The following is a 12,929-nucleotide window of genomic DNA, read 5'->3' on the forward strand; positions in this document are numbered from 1 at the left end:
GTGCGCCGCCAGGCGCACATCAAAAACAAGACCGGAACCCTTTTTAGAGTTCCGGTCTTATCTATATCATTTAAATATTCCCTCTCTTAGTTAAATGACTGCTCTGTACGGTTGATGATCTCATCCTGGAGCGGTTTGCTAAGATTGCGGAAGAAGTCGCTGTATCCAGCCACGCGGACGATCAGGTCTTTGTAATCTTCCGGATGTTTCTGCGCCTCGATCAGCGTCTGGCGGTCGATAACATTAAACTGAATGTGATGTCCGTCCATGGAGAAGTAGGAGCGGATCAGGCTTGCCATATTCTCCAGTCCTTCCTCACCGGCTACCACATCCGGAGTAAACTTCTGATTCAGAAGCGTTCCGGCTGTTGCCAGGTGATCCATCTTGGAGCAGGACTTAATCACGGCTGTCGGTCCGTTTGTATCTGCGGATTTCTCCGGAGAAATACCCTCGGATACCGGCTTATGTGCCTTTCTTCCGTTCGGTGTTGCAAGGATCACATCACCGAAATATACATGACAGGTAGTCGGCAGCATATCTACACCGTACTTTCCGCCTTTCATATTCGGACGGCCGGTGATCGTGCTTCTGTAAAGTTCAAAGATATCCTGCATGATGCTGTCTGCATAATCATCATCATTGCCGTATTTCGGGCTCTTGTCATGAACCATGCGGTAGATTGCATCGTATCCCTCATAGTCATGCTCCATTGCCTCGATCAGCTCTTCCATGGTGAAGTTCTTATTATCGTATACATTATATTTGATAGCGGCAGCACAGTCGGTAACAGTTCCGATACCTACACCCTGGATATAGTTGGTGTTGTATCTTGCTCCGCCGGCATTGTAATCCTTTGCATTGGAGATACAGTCATTTGTTACGACAGACAGGCACGGAGCCGGCATCTCCTGAGCATACAGCTGCTCGATTACGTTGTTTCCGCGGATCTTAATGTCTACGATATATTCAAGCTGTTTCTTAAATGCAGCCCACAGCTCGTCGAAGGTCTTAAAGTCTTTTGCATATCCCAGCTTCAGACCAATCTGCTTTCCGCTGTATTCATCATATCCGTTAAACAGTGTCAGCTGGAACACCTTCGGGATATTCAGATATCCTGTCAGAATGTAAGCTTCGCTTCCCCAGGCTCCAGTCTCCACACATCCGGAAGAACCGCCGCGTCTTGCATCCTCCAGAGCCTTTCCGGCATTTACCAGCTCCATGATCTGAGCCTCTGTGTTATAGAATGCAGGCTGTCCCCATCCTTTTCTGGAGATCTCGCATGCTCTCTTTAAGAACTTGGCCGGTGTCTTTCTGCTGATGGTTACGTTGGAGTTTGGCTGAACCAGCTTCATCTCATCCATGCAGTCCAGGATCAGGTAGCTGACATTGTTGACACCATTACGTCCGTCCGGAGTTACTCCACCGGTATTGATATTTGCAAAGTCTGTATAGGTTGCACTCTCTTTCAGTGTGATTCCGACTTTTACCGGAGCCGGCTGATTGTAGAATTTTACCCACAGACACTCCAGAAGCTCAAGCGCCTTCTCATCGTCAAGGATGCCGGCCTCTACGTCTCTTTCATAATATGGATACAGATGCTGATCCAGTCTTCCCGGGCTGAATGCATCCCACGGGTTCAGCTCTGTGGTTACTGCAAGGTGTGTAAACCAGTACAGCTGGATTGCCTGCCAGTAGGTCTGCGGTTTGTGTGCCGGAACGACTTCCAGGTTTGCAGCGATCTGAAGGAGTTCAGCCTTTCTGGTCTCGTCGGTTTCCTTTTCTGCCATCTCAAGCGCCAGTTTATGATAACGCTCGCCAAGGATGATCACGGCGTCACAGGAAATATCCATAGCCTTTAATTCTTCGCATTTATTTACTGCTTCCGGATCATTGATATAATCCAGTTCATCCATGGTCTTTTTGATCTTCTCTTTGTAGTCCATGTAACCGGTAGTGAATACCTGTTCTCCACCGCAGGTATGTCCCGGTCCTCTCTGCTCCATAAACTCAGTAAACATACCAGCCTCATAGCAGTCATGCCACTCCGGCGTCATTCTGGAAAGGATCTTCTCTCTCATGCTTCTTCCTGTCCAGTACGGAATGATCTCTTCTCTCTGAAGCTTTCTGTCTTCCTCTGTCGTCTTAAAGGACACCAGTTCTCTCTCGCTCATAACGACCATATCTTCTTCACTGTGGCAGCAAAGCTCCGGGAAGGTAGGAGATGCCTGCGGATCCCTTCCTTTTTCTCCGACGATCAGCTCTCCGTCGCCGAGATACAGTGTTTTTTTGGAGAAATACTCTTTCAGAGTCATCGCTCTCATAACCGGGATAGAATATTTCCCGTCATTTTCTTTGTAAAAATCTGTCTCGATCTTTGCCCTTTCCAGATCAATATGAACCGGTGTATTTACACTGATGTCTCTGAGCTTCTGAATTCTTTCATTCATGCCGCGTGATTTTCCCATTTTTTTACCCTCCTATTTTTGTGTTCGTAAAGCCTGCATTTACAAAGAGAGCGGCCAGCGCCTCCATCTCCTCTTTGTCCGGCGCATGCAGATCAGTACCTTTATATTCCATATCCAGCTTCGCATACTTTCCGCTCCCCGTATCGTGATACGGCAGCAGATTAACCCCGGCCGGATGAATATCATGTTGTTTCAGAAACGCTATGGTTTCCTTCATGTTCTCTTCATTTCCGTTTACTTCTTTAATCGTAGGAATCCGGATGTAGATCCTTGCCCCATCCTGAGAAAGGCGGATCAGATTCTCAAGGATCAGCTTGTTGTCTGTCCCCATATATTTTTTATGTAATTCCGGATCCATCACCTTTACATCATAAAGGAAGGTGTTTACATACGGAAGGATCTTCTCAAATCTCTCATAAGGAACATAGCCGCAGGTGTCTATGGTAAGCGTCACATCCTGCCGCTTCAGCTCTTTCGCCATGGCAAGGATAAAGTCCATATCCATGGACATGACCTCTCCGCCGGAAAATGTAACTCCCCCGCCGGATTCCTCATAGAACATCTGATCCTTCATAAGCTCTTTCGTTAATTCTTTCACCGTATATTCCCGTCCCACGATCTCCCGGACTCCTGCCGGGCAGAAATTCTCGCATTTTCCGCAGAATGTACATGCCTTCGGATCCCAGGACGGCCGGTGATCCTCTGTCATCCTGACCGCACCGTTCGGGCAGACGGATGCGCAGGTTCCGCATCCGGTACATTTTTCTCTGTCTACCTGCATCTCTTTTTCAAATCTCTGGGTCTCCGGGTTATGGCACCACTCACATTTCAGAGGACAGCCCTTGAAAAATACGGTAGTACGGATCCCGTCTCCGTCATGAATAGAAAATTTCTGTATATTGGTTATATTTTTCATCTCAATCTCCCGCAAGTTCTGCCGCATTTTATACTCAGGTTTGAACTTTAGTCTATTTCTTTGATAATTAATTTACAGCAATGTTATAAATTTGTCAATGGGCATCTCTACTATAAATTTCGGCAGGATTTTGTTCAATATGATAATTCATAATTTAGAGAGGCCCACGCTGGGCAAATAAAATAGAGGCAGGCTCTTCTTAATCTGAAAGAGACTGCCTCACTCTTGCATTCCCTGCATATAGAGTGGCGGATATCTTAGAATATTACATTTCCATCCAGATCGATATAATCATAATATCCTAACTCGTTCATTACCAACGCAATTTCTCCTACATATGGATACATCTTTTCATAAGACATCCCGTCAATAGGTTCCCCTGTTAACAAATCCATATATGCCATCCCCAGATTAGACGCAAAGGCATAAAATTGAGGCGCGATCGGACTAGTTATCAGGAATCGATCTCCTGTAATATATGCATATCCTCTGCCATATGACCCCCACTTTTTAGGTTCAAAAACACGTTTTCCTTCCTTATCAACAACAGTATAATATGTGTCTCCATCCGGATTTTGAACCAGCAAAAGTGCATATCCATTTGTAAAAACAGGAACATTATCTTCTACATGTGTATATTCAGAAAGATCAATAACCTTTTTCCTCTCCTTATCGACAAATGCATTCATTTCTGAATCGTAGACTAGCCCATCAGTATTCTCCTGCAGCGATTCTAACATCCAGCGTCTAAGAGGTATCTGACGGCTCTGATCATTTCCCCAGCCATCTGTTGCTGCAAATGATTCCTGTGTAAATTCTGTGTGAAAAAATGACGAATAGGCGCCTGTTAAATTATTCGAATGTGTCTCAGGCCCGGCGTCATATATTTCACCCGTATCCAGCTTCAGCGCCCGCTCGTTATCCTCTCTATCAACAATAACAGCCAACGGCCATTCCGGATACATCGTAATTTGCACTTCTTCCGGTTCCAAAAGCCAAGTACCATCAGGCTTTAAAATCCCCTGATAACAACCGCTTCCTTCATAAGTATTTACTTCCATCGTCACCTTAGAATAACCATTAAACAACTCCTCTTCACTATCACTTCGAAGAAGTTCAAAAGAATCCAGACTTCCTTCTCCAAATATCTCTTCACACTTTTTATAAATATCTTCATCCGTAAACACAACTTTTCCCTTGGTGTTTACGACAGCACTCCCATTCTCATCAGAGATAAAGCTAACCTCATTCGAAAAATTGGTCATACACGAAGGGGTTCCCGTTGATACTTTCCTCTGATATAACGATTTCCCTTTTTCATTGATGACCATAGACTGAAAGCTTTCTCCGTTGGACACAGTAAGCCACGCTGCTCCTTCACTGAAACTACGGGCGTCCGCCAAGTAGAGATTCTCTGTATCCTCCCCTTCGAAAGACTCCCAGAATTCAGCTTTTCTTTCCTGAGTGTCAGAGCTTTCTTCGCTGGTATTACTTTCAGACAATACATCCGCATCAATATACCATTCATCTTGATACTTTACGGTTGAAACCTTGATTTCCCGATCTAACTTATCATCAATATAAACTTCTACTGTTACGGTTGCCTTTGTCCCTTTATCATCCATAAATTTTACACCGGTTGCCTTGAATTCATAATTTTTATATTTCTCAGCAGCAGCGGCGCCCATAAAAGATTGTCCCAAATCAGTGACATCTCCCCCGAAAAGCTTGCCAGACAAAAGGCCAGAAAGATCCTTACCTGTTTCTATTGCCTGCTGCACTTCAGGAACATAACAGGACAATGCTTTGTCTACATCCCCCTTTTTCACTGCGTCAAAATAAGTCTGTGCTATTTCCCTGGGGCCTTCTTCAGGATTTCGTTGACATCCAGTCAGTACAACAACTATTAATACGCTCAGTAATATAGCTTTAAATAATATCCCTCGCCTCCTCATGTCATCCCTCTCCTTTCCTGTAACGCCATCGTGATTAATATGACTTTGAAAGATATTCATTTCCCAGTTCCAGAAGTTCTTCATTCGTTGGAAGCACCTGAGTCTTACTTCTGTCTTTCACTTCATTCCCCAAAATATGTATCTCATTAAGCGAACCATCCAATGCCCCCTTAAAACCCATCTTAATATCAGTATAAGAAGTAAAATCTTCTCCAAATTCCGGGGTCAGTTCAAATTCCATTGCGAGAGCGGCCTCTCCTTGTGTTTTCACCGCATCGTCATATGCAAATTTCACCACTTCATCTGTATATACTTTGCATATCAGTGAAAAAGAACCAGAATATTCCACTGTGCTCTGCTCTGAAAAGTTTTCCTGAAAATATTGTTCCAGCCCTTCTTTTGTCACAGTATACGGATCGCTGCCCTCTACGATATCCTTTTCCACTCCTTCCAAAAACTCTGCCAAGTTCAAACCACTAAAACGTACCGTATCCATATGTATCTCGGTCAAAAACCTATAAAGATGAAACGGTGTTTTTTCACCAGAAACACTTGAGCGGGCTGCCATAGAAAACGCTATCGCACATATTAGAATCAAGCTAATAAATCTCTTCATTTATATCTCCTTATTCTTCGCTATTTGATCCTTTATTTTCTCCTCTGTTCTTTTCAAACTCTTTAAACTCTTTCCAGTTTATTCCATACTTTTTCAAACTAAACAGGCATGCTCCTAGAATCCCGGCGCCTGACAGGAGCGCAAGATAAATACCTATCCCCATTTCACCTACACCAGCAACGGATGATATGACATAGTGCGTCCTCCAGGTATTGTAGATTGCATTAAGAAAATAAAGACCTCCAAAAATCAAGACATACCCAAGATACTGGTCACCAATCATTGCAAAAAGTATGCAGAGTGCTGTCACGAAAACTATAGCCCCTGTCCGCCCAAAATCTTCAAACGCAGTAAAGCTGTCGCTATAACCATACATTTCCATTTTGTAAACCGGTAAAAACTGTGCAATGACAGCTATCAGCGAAGTGATTGCTACGGGAATATTGATTTTTCCTTCTTTAATATTTTTTTGAATCGTCCCCTTCTGAATCTCATGTGCAACTTTGCTCAATGCTGTCAAAACCATATTCTTCTTAACAGGGGTATGACAATTCGGACATTCTGTTGCTTTTTCCGGAACCTGGGCTCCACATCTCTTGCAAATCACAAAAAATCCCTCCTCACAAAATTTTATCCTTTAGGCGTTTGCGAAACGCCACAAACCGTATAAATAAAAGGGCACTGAAAAAGTCTGATTCTAAAAAAGAATTGGGCTTTTTTTAGTATTTCCTTTATAATAGAAATATACGGAAGGAGCGGCTGCCATGTTAAAAGATCATTCACAGTTACAATTATCATTGTCACCATATCAGGGGCTTTACGATGCAATCATTCCTGCAGATCATCTTTTGCGGAGAATAAAAGAAAATATAGATTTCAGCTTTGTAAATCCAATGCTTCGTAAGCAATATTGTGAAAATTTCGGTCGCCCGGCGAAGGAGCCGGAGATGATGTTTAAACTGCTTTTTCTGAAAAAACTGTATGATCTTTCTGATGAAGCTCTGATTAGCAGCGCCCAGACGGACATGGCATTTAAATTTTTCCTTGATCTGGAACCGGAAGCAAAAATGATAGATCCCAGTCTTCTTACAAAATTCAGAAAAACTCGTATTACAGAAGATATCCTGGAAGAAATGCTGAAAGAAACTATTCAACAAGCGTTAGACAAAAAACTGATCAAATCGGGAACCATTATCGTTGATTCTACTCATACACTTGCGTCTGTTCGGGCAAAATCCCCAACGCAGATTCTGCGGGATATGAGCAAACAACTCCGGAAAGAGATTTATAAAACAGCTTTTGAATTATCAGAGCTATTTCCCGAGAAACCATCTTTGGAAGCAGGACTGGATGAAGAAATTGCCTACACTAAAGAACTACTCCAGACTCTGGAAGAAGGAATAGAAACCTGCGGAAATAAAAAAATACGGAAACTCTCGCAGGAGATGAAAAAACTACTAGAAGACGAACATCTCAAGGAAATCCGCTCCAAAGATGATAAAGATGCACGGTTTGGACACAAGACGGCAACCAGTACATTTTATGGGTATAAAAATCATCTTGCTATGACAGAAGAACGTTTCATTGCGGGGATCAGCGTAACAGACGGAGGAGCACCAGATGGACAGGAATTACCAAAATTGATAGAAAAAGCAAAGGAAAACGGAATACAAGTTGCAGAAGTGATAGGCGATATGGCATATGTCAGTGATGATAATCTGAAAACCTGCGGACAAGAAATAGCGCTGATAGCCCGAACGAACACAGCGGTAGCGGCTGCCGCAAATGGTGAACTTAAGGAAGGTTTCTGTTTCAATAAAGATGCAGGTATGTTGCAATGTCCTGCTGGAGAACTTTCTACACGTATAGAAAAAAGGTCGGCTTCAAATGGAAACACTTATTTAAGGTATATCCTTAGTAAAGTTAAATGCCGGAAATGTCCGCAAAAAGAGAATTGCTATGTGGGGAAATCAAAGGCAAAAATACGAAGTTACAGTATTACGCAGGCAAGCGAGAAAAACCTTGAAAGACTTAAATTTGAAGAAAGTGAATATTTCAAGGAGCGAATGAAGATCCGGCATAGAATAGAAGAAAAGAATGGAGAATTAAAAGAAGCTCACGGATTGCGCAGAGCAGATTCGAGAGGTCTATTTGCTATGCATCTGCAAATGTATTTTACGGCATTTACAGCAAATATAAAACGAATAGTAAGATTAGAGGAGCTGGCTATGGAGTAAACCATGGCTTTTTTTGTGATTTTTCTAAACAAAGAATTGAAAATAATCTAAAAGAAAAACTTCCACTTAAGAAAAAATGGAAGTTTTTCAGTGCCCTTAATAACAAGGGTTGTGGCACTTTGGTTTTCATAACCGTGCTTTTACTGCATATTGGCAAAGCGTTCCACCGCTTTGGTAAATTTCTCAATGGTCTCGTCTGCGTTGCCGTGTTCGATCCCATCGCGCACACAATGCTTGATGTGTCCTTCCAGAACAACCTGTCCTGCCTTATTGAGCGCGGATTTCGCAGCATTGATCTGAGAGAGAACATCCTCGCAGGGAACATCTTCATCGATCATCCGGTCAATGGCCTGCACCTGTCCGATGATCTTCGCAAGCCTGCGGTGCAGATTTGGGGCGTCCATACATTGTTTCATAATCCATCCTCCATACCATTAGGGGTATGTGTATTATAGCAACCAGGAGAAGAAAAGTCAATTTTCCTCCAACATAAAAGGCGCCAGCATCTTTACAAGAAGCAGTGAATTTGCATAAGAAAGAACAGAAACACCAATAGCACTCCATATAACCGCCCCTATCATGATCGTCCTCTGGTTGAGAAATGTGACTATGATCGCTGCTCCTGTCATAAAAAGAATCATCAACGCATATGGAAGGCGGGATACCGGAATCAGTAATGCATTTTTTATCATATTTCCTGTACTGTTTTCAAACTTCGCTATCAGCGGAAATACAAAGATACATTCCATAAAATAGAAGATAAGTACTGCCCCAAGAACAACTGTCCCAATCTGCCTGAATAAACCGGGGACCACACCAATAAGCGTAAGATCGAACCAAAGGCATGCTCCAAGGAACAGTAAAAGGATCCACACAACCGTGCTTTGTTTAAAATTTCGACAAAATGCTTTCCAATAGTCTTTGATAATATATCCTTCCTTCTTCTCAACAACAGACATCATCACCGAATACAGTGCAGCAGTTGCTGCGCCAAGTGTAACGATCGGAATCGAAGTTAACAGCCACAGGATATTTAGAAGAATAAAATCGAAAATATGCGTTAATATCCGAATTATAATATGTTGTTCTTGATACATCCTTGTTTTCTCCTTCCCTGGCGCGGCCAACTACGTAGAAAGGACTGCCCCTGCGAGAAGCAGTCCTTTCCGCCTCACCCATATTAATACTGGACTTTCCACATATATCTTCGGGTCAGATAGTCTATCTTCGTTGCCTCAGAAAGCTTCTTCATATATGTATTGTTGAGGATTGGTGAAAACAGCATATGATTAAAATATTCTGCCACCGAATCTTTAAACCGGTTGATTCCAAGCTCCTTCGCATCCAAAACATACACTTTGTCTCCGCCATACTCCTTAAGGAAACGCTCTGCCCTCTCATCTGCTTTTCTTGTACGCCCCTCCGCAACCAGGAGGAAGAAGGACTGATTTTTATCCAACACTTCGAACGGGCCATGGAAGAATTCACAACAGTTGATCGTCGGTGACTGAATTTGAAGCATTTCCATAATATTGCATATAGAAAAGATATATCCCGCCGCATACGCCGGTCCGCTGGCCAGAACAGATATGATATGTTCATCCTTATTCTGATATGCCCATTTTTCTGCCAATGGCATGCAATACGCTTTCGCATCATTATATACCTTATCCAGTATATCATATGCAGCCATTGCATCATCATAAAATTCATAGCCTTCCACTATGTCCACGATATCCATGGCAATCCGCATACCAAGAGCTGCGTTTGTCTGACTCTGATCCGACTCATCAAACATAATACTATCATATTTCACTTTGTAATCACATGTCTCTGTCAGTGCAGATTCCTGAACATACAAGGCAATGGTTGCAGCTCCCAGATCTTTTGCCACCTTTGCCGCCACACACGTTTCCGGGGTTCCTCTCATGGATGTCACAACCGCGATCGTATCCCGTCCAACAAATTTCGGTGGCGCATAAACAAACTCATTACTTGTGAACATCTGAGAACGGATTCCTTTCGCTTCTCTGTCCATGAAATACTGTGCAGGATAATTTCCTCCATTAGATCCGCCTGCCGCAATCCACACAACACTTTTGATTCCGCCGTCAGTTTCTCTTTCTTTTACAATTTTTTCAATAATCTCTCTAGTTCCCATTCCTTATATCTCCTTTATATATTTTTTTAACATCATCAGTGAAGTCTCCATAGCACGGTGAGGATCCCTGATATACCGGTCATTCAGGATCTCAAGGCTCAGAGGCCCATCATACTCTGCCTGCTCCAGCACCCGGAGCATCTCTGGGATATCAAGATTTCCCTCTCCCAGAATCAAATGCCCGTTTGGCACACCATCCGCCACATGTACATGTGCGAGATGCCCTTCCAGATCATGGACCGCTTCTTCCATCGTCTCTCCTGAAAATCCAAGTGTTGCTGTATCAATCATTCCTTTCACCGCCGAACAGTCAACTTCTCGGATCATCCGCAGGACATCTGCCGAATTATGAGTTGTTGTATACTCCCTTGGAGAAGTCTCCAAAACCAGTTTCACCCCACATTTCTCAGCCAATTCTCCCAGGATACCAAGAGCCTCCACGGATCTTGGCCACACATCTTTCTCCTCTTCATCCAAAGTTCCATATCCGGCAAGAACCACAACATAACGCGCTCCCAGCTCACTGCCATATAGAATAGACTTTTCAAACACTTGCAGACTTCTCTTCCGCGCAACAGGATCTTTCGCTGCGATATTAACCGGATACAAACATTGCTCTGGTGTGAAACACACTGTACAAAGATGGTGATCTTTTAATTTCCTTTTCAGCTGCCTGACATCCTTATACCCCACATCGTCCAGATGAAAATGCGGAAAACAACCATAAAACTCAATATTCTCATGCCTCATCCTCTCCAGAGAGTCAAGCGCATAGTCAAGCGAATATTTATAGTAAGGATAATTGGAAGTCAGAATCTGTTGTTCGTTCAAATGTTTCATGTTTTTCTATCCTTTCACACTTCCCGCAGTCAAGCCGCGCACAAACTGTTTCTGCAAGATCAAAAACGCTATAACAAGTGGCAGAGATGCAATAACCATACTGGCTACGACCAATGTCCAGTTTGTTGTTGTCATTCCCTGAAAATTCATCAGTCCCACCGGCACTGTCTTCTTATCCGTGCTCTGCAGCATTATATTGGCAAACATAAGCTCATTCCACACGGCCCGGAAACTGACAATGGCACTGGACGCAATGATCGGCTTGCTCAAAGGCGCTATGATCTTTCTAAAAATCTGCCATGTGGTCGCACCGTCTATGTAGGCCGATTCGTCCAGACTGTAACTGATACTTTTATAAAATGTCATGATCAAGAAAATTGCAAACGGGATTCGAAACGCTGCATTAATAAGGATCAGACTGGTTCTTGTATCGTACAGTCCCACCATCCGCACCATCTTGAAAAGAGAGATGACTGAGGACTGGGGTGCCAGCATAAGTCCTCCCATGATCAGATAGATCCAGAACTTCTTTGTTTTAAAAGGCAGTCTTGCCAATGGATAGGCCGCCAGACAGCTGACAAAGGTGGACAGAGCTGTTGCTACAACAGTAATAATGACACTGTTAGAAAGATAGACTCCCACCCCCTGATTCCAGGCGTCAATATAGTTCTGAAAATTCCACTGTTCCGGCAGCTTGAACGGCGACAGGAACAACTCCTGATTCGTCTTAAAACCGGTAATGATCATCCACAGCATTGGGAGGATAATGATCGCCGCAAAAAGAATGAATATAATATATGCAATAGCATGTATCGTTTTATTTTTCATATGCGCCTCCTACTGCTGGTCATCCAGCCGGTAACTCCTCATTTGCGCAAGCCCTATAATGAACGTAACAATGAAAATAAAGAAAGCAAGCGCAGAAGCATATCCCATCTGGTCGTTTGTGAATCCAACTTTATACAAATATGTTGCTAAAGTTTCCGATGCATTTCCGGGGCCGCCATTAGTTGTCACAAACACCTCATCATATTCCCGAATTGAACCGGTCACTGTAATGATCGTATTAATAATAATGGTATCCTTAAGCTCTGGAAGCGTGATATAAATAAATTTCTTCACTGCTCCGGCACCATCTATCTCCGCAGCCTCATATAGATCGGAAGGTATATTCTGAATCGCAACAACAAACAGAATTACTGTGTAGCCGATATACTGCCACTGAGACATCCCCGCAATAGCATAAGTTGCACTCCCGGCATTCCCCAGCAGATCGATGTTCGTCGTATCAATCCCCAGCATTTCCAGAAGAGGATTAACTATTCCGATGGATGGACTATAAATCATCTGAAAAGCAATACCGACAACCGTCACCATCAAAAGCGATGGAATAAAATATACTGTCCGGAAAAAAACTGCAGTTCGTCTTATAAACTTTGTTTCCAGGACATTCGCGATCAAAAGTGATATTCCGATCTGACAGATTACAGACATAACTGTAAAGATCAGATTATTCTTCATCGCAATATAGAAAATATCATCCTGGAACATCTTTATATAATTTTCAAATCCCACGAACTCATGCCGTGTGCTCATCGCTCCCCAGCTAAAAAAACTTTCGTACAGATTGATAAAAATCGGAAGATATAGGATGATCACTACCATGAGAACTGCAGGAAAAAGATAAAGCCATATTGTTTTTTTATTCTTTTTATTCACAATATCTTCCTCCATAAACG

The 12,929-nt window shown here is 43.0% G+C and carries 12 protein-coding genes; 1 reads left to right on the forward strand and 11 read right to left on the reverse strand.

Annotation, left to right across the window (positions count from 1 at the left end):
* Nucleotides 1-86: 86 nt before the first annotated feature.
* The 5 genes from hypD to BKD12_RS02010 all read right to left on the reverse strand — a co-directional run bounded on the left by hypD (nt 87) and on the right by BKD12_RS02010 (nt 6,559).
* Nucleotides 87-2,465: a trans-4-hydroxy-L-proline dehydratase gene (gene hypD, locus BKD12_RS01990; RefSeq protein ID WP_070087659.1), complete on the reverse strand. Its 2,379-nt coding sequence runs from the start codon at nt 2,463-2,465 to the stop codon at nt 87-89.
* A gap of 4 nt (nt 2,466-2,469) precedes the next feature.
* A complete protein-coding gene (locus BKD12_RS01995; protein ID WP_070087660.1) occupies nt 2,470-3,381 on the reverse strand; it encodes a trans-4-hydroxy-L-proline dehydratase activase in 912 nt (303 codons plus the stop codon).
* A gap of 257 nt (nt 3,382-3,638) precedes the next feature.
* Nucleotides 3,639-5,420, reverse strand: coding sequence for a nuclear transport factor 2 family protein (locus BKD12_RS02000; protein ID WP_176730904.1), 1,782 nt, complete (start codon nt 5,418-5,420; stop codon nt 3,639-3,641).
* Nucleotides 5,371-5,952, reverse strand: a complete 582-nt coding sequence (locus BKD12_RS02005; protein ID WP_141736922.1) for a hypothetical protein — start codon at nt 5,950-5,952, stop codon at nt 5,371-5,373. The genes BKD12_RS02000 and BKD12_RS02005 overlap by 50 nt, the downstream gene beginning before the upstream one ends.
* A gap of 10 nt (nt 5,953-5,962) precedes the next feature.
* Nucleotides 5,963-6,559, reverse strand: coding sequence for a zinc-ribbon domain-containing protein (locus tag BKD12_RS02010; RefSeq protein ID WP_070087663.1), 597 nt, complete (start codon nt 6,557-6,559; stop codon nt 5,963-5,965).
* 157 nt (nt 6,560-6,716) lie between these two features.
* Here BKD12_RS02010 and BKD12_RS02015 point away from each other — a divergent pair, with 157 nt between their 5' ends.
* Nucleotides 6,717-8,189: an IS1182 family transposase gene (locus BKD12_RS02015; protein WP_083262791.1), complete on the forward strand. Its 1,473-nt coding sequence runs from the start codon at nt 6,717-6,719 to the stop codon at nt 8,187-8,189.
* Between the two features lie 140 nt (nt 8,190-8,329).
* On the opposite strand, the gene BKD12_RS02020 is transcribed toward BKD12_RS02015, so the two are convergent.
* The 6 genes from BKD12_RS02020 to BKD12_RS02045 form a co-directional block, all read right to left on the reverse strand.
* Entirely contained in the window at nt 8,330-8,605 is a 276-nt protein-coding gene (locus tag BKD12_RS02020) for a metal-sensing transcriptional repressor (RefSeq protein WP_070087664.1), read from the reverse strand.
* A 57-nt stretch (nt 8,606-8,662) separates the two neighbouring features.
* Nucleotides 8,663-9,286 carry a YesL family protein gene (locus tag BKD12_RS02025; protein WP_070087665.1) on the reverse strand — a complete coding sequence of 208 codons (624 nt, stop codon included), beginning with the start codon at nt 9,284-9,286 and terminating at the stop codon, nt 8,663-8,665.
* Nucleotides 9,287-9,369: 83 nt separating this feature from the next.
* The gene (locus tag BKD12_RS02030; RefSeq protein WP_070087666.1) at nt 9,370-10,350 is read right to left on the reverse strand and encodes a sugar isomerase; all 981 of its coding nucleotides are present in this window, start codon (nt 10,348-10,350) and stop codon (nt 9,370-9,372) included.
* 3 nt (nt 10,351-10,353) lie between these two features.
* Nucleotides 10,354-11,190, reverse strand: coding sequence for a sugar phosphate isomerase/epimerase family protein (locus BKD12_RS02035; RefSeq protein WP_070087667.1), 837 nt, complete (start codon nt 11,188-11,190; stop codon nt 10,354-10,356).
* Nucleotides 11,191-11,196: 6 nt separating this feature from the next.
* On the reverse strand, nt 11,197-12,018 hold the full coding sequence (locus BKD12_RS02040; protein WP_070087668.1) for a carbohydrate ABC transporter permease: 822 nt from the start codon (nt 12,016-12,018) through the stop codon (nt 11,197-11,199).
* Between the two features lie 9 nt (nt 12,019-12,027).
* Nucleotides 12,028-12,924 carry a carbohydrate ABC transporter permease gene (locus BKD12_RS02045; RefSeq protein WP_083262804.1) on the reverse strand — a complete coding sequence of 299 codons (897 nt, stop codon included), beginning with the start codon at nt 12,922-12,924 and terminating at the stop codon, nt 12,028-12,030.
* Between the last annotated feature and the right edge of the window lie 5 nt (nt 12,925-12,929).

This window comes from Merdimonas faecis (genome assembly GCF_001754075.1).
GTDB lineage: Bacteria > Bacillota > Clostridia > Lachnospirales > Lachnospiraceae > Merdimonas > Merdimonas faecis.